This window comes from Macrococcus sp. GL_134 (assembly GCF_057834705.1).
In genome coordinates this window covers 615,396-633,021 of sequence record NZ_CM174409.1, presented here as the reverse complement: position 1 = coordinate 633,021, position 17,626 = coordinate 615,396, and the positions used below count along the sequence as shown (strand labels likewise).

Genomic DNA, 17,626 nt, shown 5'->3' with positions numbered 1-17,626 from the left:
ATCAAATTTGCACGTATAAGTTTCTGACCGCCGAACGGTACTCATTGATCAGCTGAAGCGCTATCGTTTGATGAGTCAATCCGTTTGTATAATAAGTATAAAATTCAAGTTCATCAGCAAAACGCGGCAATGAAAATCTTCCTTTATTGAGAAGTAGTCTTAAGTTGCTCTGCCACTGAATAGGATGTGTCCTGATATAAAACTGACTCGGAACGACGATGCCTATTTCCTTTGGCAGATGCCGCCAGTGAATCCCTAGTTGATACAAAGCACTGAGTGTTGGTTCCAGCACACTTTTCTTGCCAAGACAGCTGCTGATATACTTCGTGCGTTCTGCTTTGCTGATTGTCACAGCTTGAGTCACAGGACTTACTGTCCTCATGCACAGTATATCATCGACCGATTTGACGCATGTTCGTCTATAGCAAAGAGTCAGCCGATCAGTTAAGCCAATGATTTCATAACAGTAAAATTGAGTGGTGTCAGCATCAAACGTCACTAATAGACGTCTTGATGCATCAATCATGCTGCGTTGGAATAACGTCAATTTGAGCTGGCCATCTACTTTTTTTAGAGAAGTCTCAGATGCTATCCAGACGACAGATATTCCTAATGAGTGATAACCATAAGTCCTTGCCATAATGGTCTCTACTGGAATAACGGATAACTGCAGCTCCAGTGCGCTCTTATGATCAACCAGTATATCTGGTATTTGTTCAATTTCATGAATGTAACATTCCATGCTGACATGATGCTGTTGAGACAGCCGGTACAATTCATGTTTGCCGGCTAGATGAGCAGCTGATTCCTGCTTATATATCGATTGATAACAGTCTATGACACGCTGATGAGAAAAATGGGCGATCTTGTACTGTCCTTTCTTTAAAATGACAGGTTTCTGACAGACTGGACATGTAAACAATGACCCTACTGCTTGATCAGCGGACACATATCTCCCTTCATGATTGACTGCAATGAGCATAAAAACACCTCCTACTTAATAATCGTAGAAGGTAATTGTTTTAATTTATTAATTTTAGATAAACTTTGTAATTATATTTTGAAGTACCGCTTGATTTGATGTCGGACATTATGACTCATCACGACCTTACCATATTCTTCGAGCACGGCATGCTTCAGTTTTGTCTGATCGGCATATTCAAAGAGATGCGCAATGTAGCCATCGATGATATCTGATGGAACATTCTTATCAAACTGTACATAATAATAGTACTTACCTTCATACATATAGAGCAGATCTTCAAAATCGACTTGTTCAAATTCATGAGAATGGCTGAACTGTATCACTGTCTCAAGGTCCTTGAACTGAACTAATATGTCATCACTGAACAAATGACCAGCGGGCGCTTTGTCGCCTGTCAATAAATCTGCAAGTTCATGATCATTGTCGATGGCTTTGTTCAAAAACTCGTTGACCTGATATTCCAACTGATCATCTGATTCTTCCTCAGGCAGGTGCATAAATTCATCATTACGAGACTTCGTAACAACAAATTCAATCCCTTTGTCAAAAGCATGAACTTGAATCCATAATGGCCCTTCTATTACAAATTCTTCTTCCTGATTAACTTCTTCCATCATTGACCAGAAAAATTCTTCTCCCTTTTTGCGGTTAGTCCATAAATCATCCTGCTTAAAGCCGCGCTCTTCCAAATCGGTATATGTCAAATAAAATTTGATTGTCATTTCATTGATTCGTTCTATTCTCATTGTGTATCCCTCCATCTCTGAATGAATAGTAATCTCATTGTATTATAACGGGATAAAAAAACATAGTAATATGATTATGAGAACAAACAAAAGCAGCTGCCGGAATCGACAGCTGCAAAATATCATTAGTCTACCATACGTTGTGCTTCAAGCAGCTGGAATGTACGTACTTTACGAGGAAGGAATCGACGAATTTCGTCTTCGTTATAACCCACTTGTAAACGTTTCTCATCTAAAATGATGGGACGACGTAATAATCCTGGATGCTGCTGAATGATTTCGTATAAATCCTGTAATGGCATTGCATCAATATCAATATTTAATTTTTGGAATGTTTTAGAACGTGTAGAAATAATTTCATCCGTTCCATCTTCAGTCATTCTTAAAATCGCTTTAATTTCATCAATTGTTAAGTTATCAGAAAAAATATTGCGCTCCGTATACGGAATATCATGTTCTTGTAACCATGCTTTCGCTTTACGGCAAGATGTGCAACTTGGTGAAGTAAATAATGTTACCATACATCTCACTCTCCTATTTTATATATGTATTATATCGATCAATGTCTCATCAATACGTAATTAATATATTCCCTCTACAGTTAAGTATAAACCAAAAATGTCAAGAAATATGGTTATATCGATAATTATCAACCTGATATTATTATTATAATTTTCGAACATTAAAATTAAATGAGAAACGTCAAAGAAATTGAATATATTTAATTTATTTTTCAAATCGTCTACGACTAATCAATTACGTCCTGCTCCATTTTAACTCTTAATGAAATAGTGTACAATAGTAAATATCTATTCTTGGAGGAAAGACGATGAAAACATTATTCTCAGGCATACAACCGAGTGGTATTCCGACCATCGGAAACTATATCGGTGCATTAAAGCAATTTGTAGAAATCCAAAATGATTATGAGTGCTATTTCTGTATTGTTGATCAGCATGCAATCACAGTCCCTCAAGACAAAATGACATTAAGAAAAAACACACGGTCTCTCGCTGCTCTCTATCTTGCGAGTGGTCTTAATCCTGAAAAGATAACGCTGTTCATTCAATCAGAAGTGCCGGCTCATGCGCAGGCAGGATGGATGTTAACTTCTATTTCAACAATCGGTGAACTGGAGCGGATGACCCAGTTTAAAGACAAAGCAAAAAATAGAAAAGAAGGCATACCTGCCGGCCTGTTGACCTATCCACCTCTGATGGCTGCTGATATTCTCCTGTATGGCACTGACATTGTACCTGTCGGTGAAGATCAGAAGCAGCATATTGAATTGACGCGTGATTTAGCAATACGTTTTAATCAGCGTTACAACGATATCTTTACTTTACCAGAAGTTCAAATGCCTAAAGTCGGTGGTCGCGTGATGAGTCTGCAGGAACCGACAAAAAAAATGAGCAAATCAGATGATAACACTAAAGGATTCATTTCTTTGCTTGATCCTCCAGCTACTGTTGCGAAGAAAATTAAAAGCGCAGTGACGGATTCTGAAGGTACTGTTAAATATGATAAAGAAAATAAACCCGGTGTTTCCAACCTCCTTACCATCTATTCTATTATTACGAATACACCGATTGAGACACTTGAAGACCGCTATCAAGATCAAGGCTACGGCACATTCAAATCAGATTTAGCTGATGTTATGGTCGACTTCATTACACAGTTCCAGGAATCATATAATTACTATATGGCTTCAGATGAACTGGATGTAATTTTAGACCGGGGTGCTGAAAAAGCAGCAATACAAGCAAATAAAATGCTGAAAAAGATGGAAAATGCTATGGGCCTCGGCCGTAAACGAAAATAAAAAGACTCCGGAAATCCGGAGTCTTTAATTTTATTTACCTTCGATGTAAGTTTCTTTTAATGTAGTATCGCCGGCAAATTTGTGAGTGACTAAGTTTTTAACGTAGTCTTGACGCATACGTGAAGTACCACGTTGGTACATCGGGATAATCGGAGCATCTTCTAAGAACATAGTTTCTGCATCCTGTAATGTTTTCCAGCGCTCTTCAGTTTTTTGAAGTAAAGGTCCTTTAGCGTCTTTGATCATCTTATCATATTCGTCATTAGAGTAATCCATTTGGTTATGAGGTCCATCTGTTACGAACATATCTAAGAATGTCATTGGGTCTGGATAGTCAGGGCCCCAACCAGCGAATGATAATTCATAGTCTTTTTTAGACTCTAACGCTAATTTTTGTTTGAAAGGCTGTTGTTTGATTTTTAATTTTACGCCCGGTAAGTTAGTTTCAATTTGCTCTTTTACATACTCTGCATCTTTCTTAGAAGTATCTGCATCGTAAGTCAAGTATTCAAATGTGAATTCGTCTTTACCAAGTTCTTCTTTAGCTTTTTCGTATAGATCTTTTGCTTCTTCTTTATCGTAGTTCAATGGTGATTTAACGCCTTCAATGTAGTCCTTACCATCCGGACCTTTAACGAACTCTTTAGGCATTAATGTATCAACAGCTACAGAACCATTGTTCAGTAAAGTATCAACATATTTTTCTTTATCGATAGATTTAGCTAATGCAAGACGAAGGTTTTTATTTGCTAAGTCTTTGTTTTTAGATTGGTTGATTCTTACGAAGTAAGTAGATGCATCTAATTCAGTCTGGAAATTAGGATCATCTTTGTATTTATCAACGTTTTCTGCTGAAAGACCTACAGAATCAGTTTTACCTGTAGTATACAAGTTTAATGCAGTGTTCGTATCTTTGATGATCTGGTAGTTAACTTCTTTTAATTTAACTTTATCTTTGTCCCAGTACTCATCGTTTTTCTTAAGACTGAATTTCTTTTCAGTTTCCCAAGTATCAAGTACGAAAGGTCCATTTGCTAAAGTATTTTCAGCAGTTGTACCAAATTTGTCGCCTTTTTCTTCAACGAATTTTTCATTTTGAGGCATGAATGTACCGAAAGCAAGTAATTCCTGGAAGTAAGGTACAGCAGTTTCTAATTGAATTTCCAATGTATGATCATCTACTGCTTTAACACCTAATTCTTCAGGTTTCTTTTTGCCTGCGTTCACATCATTTGCATTTTTGATATCTGCCATGATGTAAGCATACTCAGCACCAGTTTTAGGATCTAATGTACGGCGCCACGCATAAACGAAGTCATTAGCAGTAACTGGGTCACCGTTAGACCATTTCGCGTCATCGCGTAATTTAATTGTCCAAGTTTTGCCGTCCTCTGATTTTTCAGGGTCTCCTTCAGCCACACCAGGAACTGCTTTATCATCTTCATCAAGAGTATAAAGACCTTCTAATGTTTGGTTGAATACGTCAAAAGAAACTTGGTCAGTTGCTAATGATGGGTCCATTGATGGAATATCTGAACCAGAAGAAAGATTTAATACTTGCTCATCTCCACCTGATTTGCCAGCTGTGTCAGAACCACCGTCTGATTTTTTATCATCGTTTCCACCAGAACAAGCTGCAGTGAAACCGGATACTGCGATTAATGATGCTAAAAATAATGTACTTTTCTTCTTCATACTATAAATGCCCCCCAACGATTTCTAAAATCACTCTGTAAGAATTTTCAGAAGATTTGTATTAATTATATTTTATATAGTGAACGTTAGCAATAGTTTTTTTATACATTTATCAATTTTTTTGAATATTTTATTTTTTAAATGAATTTAACGAAGAATCACACCTTGATCTATCTTTATTTCTCTACATTTAAATAAAAATAATACTGCTCATTATTCTATTTCAGCAGCCAGCCTTCATCTCTCTATAAAATAAGCTCTGTTTGTCTCAAAAGACAAACAGAGCTTTTAAATTGTTAAGCGTTAATGTAGCTGCGATTGTAATTGGCTTTATGGACTTCATACTCTTTTGGAGAACAGTACACAAAGTGGTCAGGTCCTACTTCACGTAGTTCAAGGGCTTCATCAGCTGTATACGCATGAACATCCGAATTATATGTTCTTCTCACCCGTGTACGTTCAGATTCTGGATCTGGCAGCGGGATTGCAGACAACAATGATTTAGTATATTCATGCAAAGGATTGCTGTAAATCGCATCGGCAGGTCCAATTTCTACAAGCTTACCGAAATACATGACGCCGATACGGTCAGAAATATACTTGACCATTGATAAGTCATGGGCAATGAACAAGAATGTTAGGCCACGTTCTCTTTGTAATTTCAACATTAAGTTGACGACCTGTGCTTGAATAGAGACGTCAAGTGCTGAGATCGGCTCATCAGCGATAATGAATTCAGGTTCCACTGCGAGCGCACGGGCAATACCGATACGCTGTCTTTGACCACCCGAGAATTCGTGCGGGTAACGGTTTGCATGCTCTTTTGACAGCCCAACTGTCTCAAGTAATTCATAGACACGGTTAGCTCGGTCTTCTTTATTTTTAGCAAGCTTATGAATATCGATACCTTCAGCAACAATATCCATAACTTTAAGGCGCGGATTAAGCGAAGCATATGGATCCTGGAAGATCATCTGCATACGTCTATTGAATTGAAGAAGATCTTTTTTATTTTTGATTGATTGAATATCTGTCCCGTCAAATATGACTTTGCCGTCTGTCGCGTTATACAACTTGATCAATGTACGGCCTGTTGTTGACTTACCACAGCCGGATTCTCCTACAAGACCCAGTGTCTCACCGCGATAAATATCAAAGGTAATATCATCAATCGCACGAACTTCATTCGCCTTGCCTTGATTGAAGTATTGTTTGAGATGTTTCACTTCTATTAACTTTTCTTTTCCTTGACCGTAATCAATATGACCACGTTTTTCTTCGGCAGATAACACGGTTTGATTCAATTCGCTTTCTGAGTACTGCGATGCATCTTCAGTAATTTGCGATTCATCAACAACTAACGGCCCATCTTCAATTGTATGAGTGTCGCGGTCATCGACCGATTGAACAGTTCTATTGACAACAGATTGCTGCTCGTTATTTGGAGTTGAATGTTCAACCGACTGATCAGTAACATCAACGACACGGACATTTTTATTATTTGCATTATCGTTTACTCTTTCGTTTCTCATTAGAAACTAACCCCCTCTACTTGTCTTGGCTGATCAAACTGGCCAGGAAGGTCTCGTTGTTTCATTTTTACCATCTCAGGAAGATCAACTTTAGGAGCTTGAGGATCCATCAGCCACGACTTCACAAAATGAGTTTTAGAAACTTGATACCAAGGTGGCTCCTGTTCAAAATCGATCTGCAGAGCATATTCAGAACGGCGCGCAAATGCATCTCCCACTGGTGGTTTGATTAAATCAGGTGGTGTTCCAGGAATCGCGCGAAGCTCTGTATCCTGAGCTGTGTCTAAACTTGGCATGGAAGACAATAGTCCCCATGTATACGGGTGTTTTGGATCATAGAAGATTTCATCTACCGTACCAGTTTCCACTATTTGACCACCATACATTACAGCTACTCGGTCTGCTACGTTTGCTACAACCCCAAGGTCATGAGTAATGAATATAATGGATGTATCAATTTTCTTCTGAAGATCTTTCATCAGCTCAAGAATTTGAGCCTGGATAGTTACATCAAGTGCCGTTGTCGGCTCATCAGCAATCAATATTTTCGGATCGCATGCAAGCGCAGTAGCAATAACAATACGTTGACGCTGACCACCAGAAAACTGGTGAGGATAGTTATTAAAGCGGGCTTCAGGATTAGGTAAGCCAACAAGCTTCAAAATATCGAGTGCTCTTGATTTAGCATCAGCTTTTGATAATCTTTGGTGTTTAATAAGAGGTTCCATGACTTGTTTACCGATTTTCATTGTCGGATTCAAGGAAGTCATTGGATCCTGGAAAATCATCGAAATATCTCTTCCGCGTATTTTCTGCATTTCTTTTTCTGATAGTTTCGCAAGATCTTTACCATCAAATAAAATTTGTCCTTCTTTGATGCGGCTGGGTGGTGTTGGCAAGAGACGCATAATTGCTTTTGTTGTTACTGACTTACCTGAACCTGATTCACCTACAATAGCAAGTGTTTCTGCTTTATCGAGATGGAAATCAACGCCACGAACCGCCTGTACTTCCCCCGCATTGATATCGAAGGAAACTTTAAGGTTTCTTACTTCTAAAATTCTTTCAGCCATTTATATTTCCTCCTTATTTACGCATTTTAGGGTCAAAAGCATCACGGACGCCGTCACCGAACAGATAGAAACAAAGAATCAGAAAACTGAGGACAAATGAAGGGATAAACATTTGATATGGGTGAATCAACAACATTTTACGTCCATCATTAACTAAAGATCCAAGTGAAGCAAATGGTGCCGGGATACCTAAACCGATGAAACTTAAGAACGCTTCGAAGAATATCGCACTTGGAATTGAGAACATTGCTGTAACGATAATCGGTCCTAATGTGTTAGGTAAAATATGTTTAAAGATTAAGCTTGAATTAGATGCGCCTAGTGTTCTAGAAGCCATAACATATTCTTGATTTTTCAGTTTCAAGAACTGACCACGAACGATACGACTCATACCAATCCATCCGGTCAAACTCATCGCCAGGATGATTGTGATGATACTTGCATCGAACACGATAACGAATAAGATCATGATGATCAAGTTTGGAATAGAGGCGATGACTTCAATGATACGCTGCATGAGTGTATCCACCCAGCCGCCGAAGAAACCAGATATGGCACCATATGTAATTCCGAACAGCACATCCAGCAATGCTGCAACTACACCGATCAGAATAGATACCTGAGTCCCTTTCCAGACACGTGTAAACAAGTCACGACCTAGTTCATCAGTACCGAACCAGTAGTTTTCTTTAATATCTTTTGCTTTGTATAAATCAAATCCATCTTTATCTTTACCATCAAAAGGAAGGAAACTTACATTTTTAAGTGCTTCAATTTTGGGAGGTAGGTTTGAATGATCAATGTTTTGTGCACGGTATGTATGGCCGCTGATTGCCGGTCCAAGGAATGCCATAATAAGAAGCAGAATTAAACCAATCAGCCCTGCAACAGCACCTTTATTGGAACGAAGCTGCAACCACGCATCCTGCCAGAAGGTCTTACTTTGACGTTCAATCTTATCTTCAAAGATTTCGTCGCGATTGGCAAGGATAAAAGGTTGAGACCGATTCGTCGACTGCTCCTGATTTACATCAGCATGTGTGTATACTTGATTGCCATTTGTTTCATTAGCCATTAATCTTTACCTCCTTGAACACGGATACGTGGGTCAATGATTCCATAGAGTACATCGACGATAAATAATACGACGATAAACAATAAGCTCAAGAATAATGTCAGAGCCATAATAACAGGATAGTCATTAGTTTGAATAGAACGAACAAATTGGTCACCAAGACCAGGAATACCAAAAATGGTTTCAATAGTTAAGGCCCCTGTTAAGATACCGACAGTCATCGGACCGATTAAAGTGATGATTGGAATCAATGCGTTACGCAGTGCGTGACCGAACAACACGCGGCTAGTTGTATTCCCTTTCGCTTTAGCAAGCGTAATATAATCTGATCCAAGTACTTCAATCATTTCAGAACGAATATAACGAGCAATCGTTGCAATGACACCTGCTGATAATGCAAGCGCCGGTAATACTGCGTAGCTGAATCCTTCCCAACCTGCTACCGGAAAGATTTGGAAGTGTACTGAGAAATAGTATTGCAGCAATACTGCTAATACGAATGATGGGATTGAAATGGCAAATACTGAGAATACTGTTGCCACATAGTCCACCCATGTATTCTGTCTGACCGCAGCGATGACACCTAGTAAAATACCGACGATAACACCAAAGATCAAGGCGTATAGACCGATTTCCACCGATGGTCCTAAACGCGGAACGATGATATCTGTAACTTCTCTATTATCATATTGGAATGAGATACCGAAATCACCAGTCACTACTTTTTTCAAATAATTGACATACTGTACACCTACTGGATCGTTTAATCCATATTTTTCATTAACGATGATTTTCTGTTCTGCAGATAACTTTTCATCGTTATAAGGTGACCCTGGCATCAACTTCATCAAAAAGAAGGTAGCCGTTGCTACGATAAACAAAGTGATGATCATGTAACCAAGACGTCTGAGCGCAAACTTTAACATACTTCTAAATCCTCCTTCTAACCTATACACGCAATTAAATTTATTATACATAACTTATAATAACTAAATTTTCTTATAATTCATACTACTTTTTAAATTTATTTAAAGAGAAGGATATATATATTAATATCCTTCTCCACAAATAGTGACATATTACTACTTATAAGAGGCTGTATATGACTATTCTTGAGTAAAATCCAAGGAAATTCTTATTATATAAGTTATGAAACAGATGCTGTCATTTGAATCGATGGGAGTCATCATTTCTACTGTCCTGTCAGCTAATTGTCGTCATACCTTCTGTATTGTCTCTATCCACCCCAAAGACCATCCATGACAACGTATCTTATTTAACCACGAAAACTCTATGACTATTATAGTTGTTTTATAATTATTTTTGCAATACATTTTTTATTCAGAAATTTTATATTTATAAGATTCTATAGTACTTTTTATTGCTTTAAAGCATTTATTTTTAAGAATTATTCAGTTTTTAGTATAAAAACTAATTTCATTTAAACCGAAACGGTTTTAAACCAACTGTGCGGTCTGCCGTTTATTAAAAAAACTAATATCATATACATTAATAGGCCTTTTCATGTACAATAACTAATGGTCAAAAAAATTTCGGAGGTTTACAGTGAAACGTAATTTTTACTTCATATCATTTGCCGCTCTATTCTTTATGACTATCATATTCGGGCTGATCAATGGATTTAATGGAATAGGAATCATCAATTCATTGTTCATGGCTGCCCTGTTATTATTTTGTATCTCCTTGTTTATTCTATTGCTGTCTCAAGGTGCCTTCAGTATTATGGGTCATTCATTTAGAAGGTTTCAATATATGACTGCACCGAAACGCATGAAAAAAACAATGGAGGATGATGAACTCTATTCAAAGAAACAAGTGGACATTAGACAGCAGCACTATCCAATCACAATGCCACTACTATATGTTTCGTCTGCTGCGATGATCATAACTCTAATCATCTCGTTTATGCAGTCTTAATACGGCTTAATCAAATGACTCATGCCATCAAAAAAAGTCCTGATGATATCATCAGGACCTTTTATTTTAACGATTCACTTATTCGCTGTATTTTTTGAATACCAGTACAGCGTTGTGACCACCGAAACCTAAACTGTTAGACAAAGCATATTCAATCTCCAGTTTCTGAGCCGTTTCCGGTACATAATCAAGATCACATTCTGGGTCTGGTGTTGACTGGTGAATGGTTGGAGGGACAATGCTGTTTTCAATGGCAAGTGACGTAATAATAGCTTCCACTGCACCTGTTGCGCCAAGTAAATGACCTGTCATTGATTTTGTTGAAGATACTTTTAAGTCTTTCACTGCATCTCCAAACACTTGTTTAATGGCCATTGTTTCGTATAAATCACCGATTGGCGTACTCGTACCATGTGCGTTCAAATATTGGACTTGTTCCGGTGAAATACCCGCATCTTTCAAGGCCATTTTCATCGTTCTCACGCCTCCTTCACCATTCGGTGCAGGCGCTGTAATATGATATGCATCGCCGTTATTACCATATCCAACAACTTCAGCGTAGATGTGAGCACCGCGAGCTTTGGCGTGCTCAAGTTCTTCGAGCACGACAATACCTGCCCCTTCACCCATCACGAATCCATCGCGACCTTCCTGAAAAGGACGACATGCAACTTCAGGATCGTTGTTGAATGACAATGCTTTGTTAGCCATAAAGCCCGCAATTCCCATCTTAGTAATAGGCGCTTCAGTGCCTCCCGCAATCATAACATCAGCATCACCATATTGAATGATTCTAAAAGCATCACCAATACAGTTGGTGCCTGTAGCACATGCGGTCACTGTACAGCCATTAGGCCCCTGTGCTCCTAAATCGATGGATACTTGACCAGTTGCCATATCAGGAATCATCATCGGGACAAAGAACGGGCTGACACGATTAGGTCCACGCTGCTGTAATTGGTGATATGAATTTTCAAATGTTTCCATACCACCGATACCAGAACCAATCCACACACCGACACGATCACGGTTGTCATCAGTGATTTCGAGTTTGCTGTCAGCAACTGCCTGTCTTGCTGTAACCATCGCATACTGCGTGAAACGGTCCATCTTTCTCGCATCTTTTCTAGGGATATGATCTTCGATGTTGAAATCTTTTAATTCCCCAGCAATTTTAACACCATAATCAGCTGTATCAATTCGAGTGATATAATCAATCCCGTTCACTCCGGCTACTGCATTATTAAAAGTAGTTCTTGCATCATTACCTAGAGGACTTAGCGCCCCGATTCCTGTAATAACAACTCTTTTCTTCATAGTTTCCTCCTATTTTCCCCACACTAATGTTATTGCACCATAGGTCAGCCCACCACCGAAACCAACCAGCACTAAATTACTTCCTTCTTTTATTTTTCCTTGCTCAAGCTCATACATTATTGACAATGGAATGGACGCCGCTGAAGTATTACCATACTTATCGATAGTCACACTCATTTTTTCACGTGGTATTCCAAGTCTTTCACGGGCAGATTCCATGATTCTGATATTCGCCTGGTGCGGGATGAACATATCAACGTCTTCAGGCTTCAGTCCAGCTTTTGCTACAACTTCAGTAGCCATCTCCCCCATGATACGCACCGCAAACTTAAATACTTCACGTCCGTTCATCACTAGCAGCTGGTCTTCTTTGCGATCGTATAAATGTTTAGCTCCGGAACCATCGCTGCCAAGTTGTGAACTAAGTATACCATGTCCTTCGCTCACTTCGCCTAGAATAACGGCACCTGCACCATCACCAAATAGAATGGCAGTATTCCGGTCTTCCATATTGGCGATTTTAGTCAGTTTCTCTGCTCCGACTACAAGGATATTTCTGCACATGCCCGTCTTAATAAACTGCTGTGCGGTAATCATACTATAAATAAATCCTGTGCATGCAGCCAGCTGATCCATGGATGGTACGGGTCTCAAACCTAAACGTTCCTGTAGCTGATTGGCCACTGCAGGAAACTTATGATCCCCTGTAGCTGTTGCTACGATGACCATATCTATTTCATCTTTGTCAATACCGGCATCTGCAATTGCCTTTTCAGCTGCTATATACGCCATATCACTTGTTTCTTCATCTGCAGCAGCAAAACGACGTTCTTTAATACCCGTCATTTTTGAAATCCATTCATCAGATGTATCTAAAAATTTCTCGAAATCATGATTTGTCATAACTTTTTCAGGGATATATGTGCCAATCCCTTTTATTCCTACGTTCAAATGAGCACCTTCTTATAGTCAGTTATTATAACCAGGTACTAATTTATCATATTATGACTATTTGTTCAACTGTAATGGTTGTTAATTGCTGGTCTTCAAATACGATTCAAAATGGCTCCGTGTCTCTTTTATGCCGTTAGGAAGAACTAATTTTTTTTCGTAGCGGTCAAAATCCTGTTTTATCCGCTTTTGAAACTCCTCATCAATTCGATAAGATATAGGTCCTAGTTCCACCATGTCTTCCTTTACACCTAAATAATAGGTACCACCTCGCAATTGATTATTGCTATACTGATCCGCTGCTTGCGCATAGGCTTTGGACAAGTTCAACTGCAGGCTTGTCAATACTTGTGGCCCATTCATGCTTTGATCGATAATATAACCGATAGTCGATATATCCTGCTCTTTTGCAAGTGACATGACATCAGCATTAATTCCGTCAGCAGCTGGAAAAATAACATCTACGTGGTCGCGTTTAATCATTTGTTCAGCAAGCGCCGCTCCTTTATGATCATAACCGAAAGTGTGGATGTACTTCTCAGTAATCATTACATCGGGATTCTCAAATTTCGCTCCGTCAATGAACCCTTTGATATCGGGCTGAGATTTAAATGCACCGATGACACCTATATGGTTATTGTCCGTGTGATGGCCGGCAATCATTCCACTGAAGAACCCAACAGAATAACCGTCAATATTTATAGCAGTCACATTTTCTGCAGTCGATTTACCATTGAATACGACAAACTGTATATCAGGATATCGAGCTGCCACATCATTGAAGACTTCAGTATATTCTTTACCTTGACCGAATAAAATATTGACATTTCTAGCAGACATCTCGCTTATGGAACGTTCAATCTTCGGACGCGTATTGATATTCTGTTCATAGAAAAAAGCTGTATCGTACGTCTGCACAATGTCCAGCATTCCTTTATAACCCTCAGTTCCCCAAGTCTGGTCGTACATCGAATCCGGAAATAAAAATCCGACGCTGGTCAATTCTTTCCTGCCGCCCCTGAAATATAAGACTGCCGCTGCAATCAATAGCAGTACAGTCACTATCATAATTATTTTTTTCATTATCAACCTCTGAATGTAAGGGTATACTTTTTTATCTATCTCTTTTATAATATAACTATATCAAGATTTATGGAGGATATAAACATGCAATATATCATGACTTTTGTCTGGTCATTCATTTTAGTACATATGATCAATTTCGTATTGATGAGTTTAGGCGGCGGTCAGGACCTTCATCTTGTCACTGCTTCTATTTTATCTGTGATCTTTGCCATTTTTGTTATCCTTATTTCCATGACAATTCCAGATGAGCCGATACCTCATCACCACGAACATTAAAAAAACGATGTAATCGTAAAGATTACATCGTTTTTTTATTCTATGACAAGCTTCGGCTGACCATTATCCATCGTAACAACGACCTTTGCTCCTTCTGCCAGATCATTCTGAATAAGTAATCTGGCAAGCGGCGTTTCAATTTGACGCTGTACAAAACGTTTTAATGGGCGTGCGCCGAACTGCGGTTCATAGGCTTCTTCTGCTACCCATTGTTTGACATCATCAGCTACTTCAACAGACATATGCTGATCTTTAAGACGCACATTCAGCTGGTCAATAATTTTGTCGACAATGTAAGTCATGTCATTAGCACTTAATGGTTTAAACAGGACAATATCATCCATTCTGTTCAAGATTTCTGGTTTAAAGTATTGATGGAGTGCTGTCATTACTTGATTGCGCGCTTCTTCGCTGATTTCACCTTCATTGATACCTTCCAGTAAATATTGTGAACCAATATTACTTGTCATAATAATGATTGTATTTTTAAAATCTACGACACGCCCTTTAGAATCTGTCAATCGTCCTTCATCAAGTAGCTGTAAGAGCACATTGAAGACATCACTATGGGCTTTTTCGATTTCATCGAGCAGTATGACTGAGTACGGTTGACGTCTGACTGCTTCAGTCAGCTGACCCCCTTCTTCATACCCTACATAACCAGGAGGCGCACCGATCAAGCGTGCCACTGCATGTTTTTCCATATATTCACTCATATCGATTCGGATCATATGTTTTTCAGAGTCAAACATTGTACTTGCCAATGTTTTAGCAAGTTCAGTTTTACCGACACCGGTCGGTCCAAGGAATAAGAAGCTGCCGATTGGTCGGTTCGGGTCTTTAATGCCGGCACGTGCTCGGACGACAGCATCTGCCACTAAATCTACTGCCTCATCTTGACCGACTACCCGTTCATGCAGAATATCAGCCAGTTTAAGTAATTTTTCTTTTTCTGTTTCAACTAATTTACTCACAGGGATACCTGTCCATTGAGACACGATATAGCCAATTTCTTCATCGGTCACGACTTCTCGAATCAATCGATCAGTTCCTTTTGTTTCTTCCTGAAATTCTTCTTCAAGTTCAGCCAGCTCTTTTTCAATCTGAGGGATTTTGCCGTACTGCAGTTCTGATGCTTTAGCTAAATCATAGTTGTTTTGAGCATCTTCAAGCTGTTGACGATACTGATCAAGCTCGCTGCGTTTCTCCTGGACAACTTGTATCTGAGCTTTTTCCTTATCAACTTTTGCAGTTAAAATCTGCTGTTTCTCTTTCTCGTCTGCTAATTCTTTCTGCAGTTCTTTTAAGCGGTTCATACTTTGGGTATCCTGCTCATTTTTTAATGCTTTCTCTTCGATTTCGAGTTGCAGCACGCGCCGATTGACCGCATCAAGTTCAGTCGGCTTAGAGCCCATCTCTGTACGGATCGTTGCACATGCCTGGTCCACAAGATCAATAGCTTTGTCTGGCAGGAAGCGATCAGTGATGTAGCGATCAGATAATTCTGCAGCTGCTACTAATGCTCTATCCTGAATTCTCACCCCGTGATGTACTTCGTACCGTTCTTTAAGACCTCGTAATATAGAAATGGTGTCCTCTACATCAGGTTCTGCGACCTGTACTTTCTGAAAGCGCCGTTCAAGCGCAGAATCTTTTTCGATATACTGACGATACTCGTTCAGAGTAGTTGCACCGATACAGTGCAGTTCACCACGCGCAAGCATTGGTTTCAGCATGTTACCTGCGTCCATTGCACCATCTGTCTTACCTGCACCTACCAGCATGTGAATTTCATCGATGAACAGAATGATTTCACCATTGCTTTCTTTTACTTCTTTCAGCACGGCTTTCAGACGTTCTTCAAATTCTCCCCTGAATTTGGCACCTGCCACAAGCGCACTTAAATCAAGTTCAAAAATAGTTTTGTTAAGTAGAGAATCGGGAACGTCTTTACGTACAATACGCTGTGCCAATCCTTCTACAATTGCCGTCTTACCAACGCCGGGTTCACCGATTAAAATCGGATTATTTTTTGTTTTACGGCTTAATATACGAATAGTATTTCTAACTTCTTCATCTCGACCGATGACAGGATCCATTTTGCCGTTTCTCACTTCTTCTACTAAATCTCGTCCATATTTTTTTAATACTTCATATTGGACTTCGGGATTTTGTGTAGTCACATGGTTTCCTCCTCTAATTTGATTGATGATTTCTCTGATGACTTCTGCCTTATTGCCGATAAACTGTGTTGTCAGTTGGTGAACATCCATTGCCGCAACAATGATATGTTCAACGGATAAATAATCATCGTTCATGTCGTTCTTAACAGTGTCAGCTTGTTGCAGAAGTTGATTTAATCCAGCACTCAAGTACTGACCATACTGGACATTGTCACCGCTAATCTGCGGCATAGTTGTTAATTTTTCAGTTAATTGTTTAGTGTAATCTGTCACATTCAAATTTGCTCGTTCAAATACTGTCGACAGCATACTGTCAGTATCATTTGTAAAGGACAGCAGTAAACTTTCAGGTTCAATAGATTGCAGTTGACGTGCTATTGCATCATTCTGAGCAAACTCTACTGCTGATTGTACATTATAAGTCATATTCTCAATGTTCATCTTGTCACCCCTTAATAATTTGACTATATTTGACCTTTAACCAAATTATAATACCATTTGCTCTTTCATACAATTAATTTGCCCTGTTTTTTCATGATTTAATCAAAAAAAGACGAATCCAGAGATTCGTCATCATTACTGTTATTGTCGTTATTAGCCACTGACACCTAATGCAATTTTAGCATAACGGCTCATCATGTCTTTGTTCCACGGTGGATTCCAGACGATGTTGACTTGTGTTTCTTTGATCTCCGGCAATTCACCAAGAGCTGTTTTGACTTGGTCAATAATCTGCGGCCCCATTGGACAGCCCATTGACGTTAATGTCATGTCAACTGTGACAATACCATCTTCATCCATATCGATATTATATACAAGGCCAAGATTGACAACGTCTATTCCTAATTCAGGGTCAATGACATTTTCAAGTGCACCTAAAATGCTATCTTTCATAGCTTCTTCCATTGCTTATCACTCCTCTTCATTCTTACTATATCAAAAAACTT

16 protein-coding genes are annotated in these 17,626 nt (G+C 39.0%); 3 read left to right on the top strand and 13 right to left on the bottom strand.

The window, feature by feature from the left end:
- Window position 1 precedes the first annotated feature (1 nt).
- From AC3IPL_RS03370 to spxA, 3 genes are all read right to left on the bottom strand, one after another.
- Window positions 2-982, bottom strand: coding sequence for a competence protein CoiA (locus AC3IPL_RS03370; RefSeq protein WP_489241757.1), 981 nt, complete (start codon window positions 980-982; stop codon window positions 2-4).
- A gap of 71 nt (window positions 983-1,053) precedes the next feature.
- Window positions 1,054-1,731, bottom strand: coding sequence for an adaptor protein MecA (gene mecA / locus AC3IPL_RS03365; protein WP_489241755.1), 678 nt, complete (start codon window positions 1,729-1,731; stop codon window positions 1,054-1,056).
- Window positions 1,732-1,856: 125 nt separating this feature from the next.
- Window positions 1,857-2,252, bottom strand: coding sequence for a transcriptional regulator SpxA (gene spxA, locus AC3IPL_RS03360; RefSeq protein WP_133443350.1), 396 nt, complete (start codon window positions 2,250-2,252; stop codon window positions 1,857-1,859).
- A 308-nt stretch (window positions 2,253-2,560) separates the two neighbouring features.
- Here spxA and trpS point away from each other — a divergent pair, with 308 nt between their 5' ends.
- A complete protein-coding gene (gene trpS / locus AC3IPL_RS03355) occupies window positions 2,561-3,553 on the top strand; it encodes a tryptophan--tRNA ligase (RefSeq protein ID WP_489241753.1) in 993 nt (330 codons plus the stop codon).
- Between the two features lie 30 nt (window positions 3,554-3,583).
- Here trpS and AC3IPL_RS03350 read toward each other — a convergent pair whose 3' ends face one another.
- The 5 genes from AC3IPL_RS03350 to opp3b form a co-directional block, all read right to left on the bottom strand.
- Window positions 3,584-5,248: a peptide ABC transporter substrate-binding protein gene (locus AC3IPL_RS03350; RefSeq protein WP_489241751.1), complete on the bottom strand. Its 1,665-nt coding sequence runs from the start codon at window positions 5,246-5,248 to the stop codon at window positions 3,584-3,586.
- 296 nt (window positions 5,249-5,544) lie between these two features.
- Complete coding sequence (locus AC3IPL_RS03345; protein ID WP_489242248.1) at window positions 5,545-6,510, bottom strand: ABC transporter ATP-binding protein; 966 nt, start codon at window positions 6,508-6,510, stop codon at window positions 5,545-5,547.
- Window positions 6,511-6,779: 269 nt separating this feature from the next.
- Window positions 6,780-7,853, bottom strand: a complete 1,074-nt coding sequence (locus tag AC3IPL_RS03340) for an ABC transporter ATP-binding protein (RefSeq protein ID WP_489241749.1) — start codon at window positions 7,851-7,853, stop codon at window positions 6,780-6,782.
- Window positions 7,854-7,866: 13 nt separating this feature from the next.
- Window positions 7,867-8,928 carry an oligopeptide ABC transporter permease gene (gene opp3C, locus AC3IPL_RS03335; RefSeq protein WP_489241747.1) on the bottom strand — a complete coding sequence of 354 codons (1,062 nt, stop codon included), beginning with the start codon at window positions 8,926-8,928 and terminating at the stop codon, window positions 7,867-7,869.
- Window positions 8,928-9,854, bottom strand: a complete 927-nt coding sequence (opp3b, locus tag AC3IPL_RS03330; protein WP_489241746.1) for an oligopeptide ABC transporter permease — start codon at window positions 9,852-9,854, stop codon at window positions 8,928-8,930. Before opp3b ends, opp3C begins: the two co-directional genes overlap by 1 nt.
- A 640-nt stretch (window positions 9,855-10,494) precedes the next feature.
- Here opp3b and AC3IPL_RS03325 point away from each other — a divergent pair.
- Window positions 10,495-10,866, top strand: a complete 372-nt coding sequence (locus AC3IPL_RS03325) for a DUF3899 domain-containing protein (RefSeq protein ID WP_489241744.1) — start codon at window positions 10,495-10,497, stop codon at window positions 10,864-10,866.
- 78 nt (window positions 10,867-10,944) lie between these two features.
- Here AC3IPL_RS03325 and fabF read toward each other — a convergent pair whose 3' ends face one another.
- The 3 genes from fabF to AC3IPL_RS03310 all read right to left on the bottom strand — a co-directional run bounded on the left by fabF (window position 10,945) and on the right by AC3IPL_RS03310 (window position 14,217).
- Complete coding sequence (gene fabF, locus AC3IPL_RS03320) at window positions 10,945-12,183, bottom strand: beta-ketoacyl-ACP synthase II (RefSeq protein WP_489241742.1); 1,239 nt, start codon at window positions 12,181-12,183, stop codon at window positions 10,945-10,947.
- A 9-nt stretch (window positions 12,184-12,192) separates the two neighbouring features.
- On the bottom strand, window positions 12,193-13,134 hold the full coding sequence (locus AC3IPL_RS03315) for a beta-ketoacyl-ACP synthase III (RefSeq protein WP_489241740.1): 942 nt from the start codon (window positions 13,132-13,134) through the stop codon (window positions 12,193-12,195).
- An 81-nt stretch (window positions 13,135-13,215) separates the two neighbouring features.
- A complete protein-coding gene (locus tag AC3IPL_RS03310) occupies window positions 13,216-14,217 on the bottom strand; it encodes a BMP family ABC transporter substrate-binding protein (protein WP_489241738.1) in 1,002 nt (333 codons plus the stop codon).
- Window positions 14,218-14,301: 84 nt separating this feature from the next.
- On the opposite strand from AC3IPL_RS03310, the gene AC3IPL_RS03305 reads away from it, so the two are divergent.
- Window positions 14,302-14,496, top strand: a complete 195-nt coding sequence (locus AC3IPL_RS03305) for a YjzD family protein (protein WP_489241736.1) — start codon at window positions 14,302-14,304, stop codon at window positions 14,494-14,496.
- A 35-nt stretch (window positions 14,497-14,531) separates the two neighbouring features.
- Here the strand turns inward: AC3IPL_RS03305 and clpB are convergent, their stop codons facing one another.
- Together clpB and AC3IPL_RS03295 are read right to left on the bottom strand one after the other, a co-directional pair.
- Window positions 14,532-17,120 (bottom strand): ATP-dependent chaperone ClpB, encoded by a 2,589-nt coding sequence (clpB, locus tag AC3IPL_RS03300; protein ID WP_489241734.1) that lies wholly within the window; start codon window positions 17,118-17,120, stop codon window positions 14,532-14,534.
- Between the two features lie 153 nt (window positions 17,121-17,273).
- The gene (locus tag AC3IPL_RS03295; RefSeq protein ID WP_489241732.1) at window positions 17,274-17,585 is read right to left on the bottom strand and encodes a metal-sulfur cluster assembly factor; all 312 of its coding nucleotides are present in this window, start codon (window positions 17,583-17,585) and stop codon (window positions 17,274-17,276) included.
- Between the last annotated feature and the right edge of the window lie 41 nt (window positions 17,586-17,626).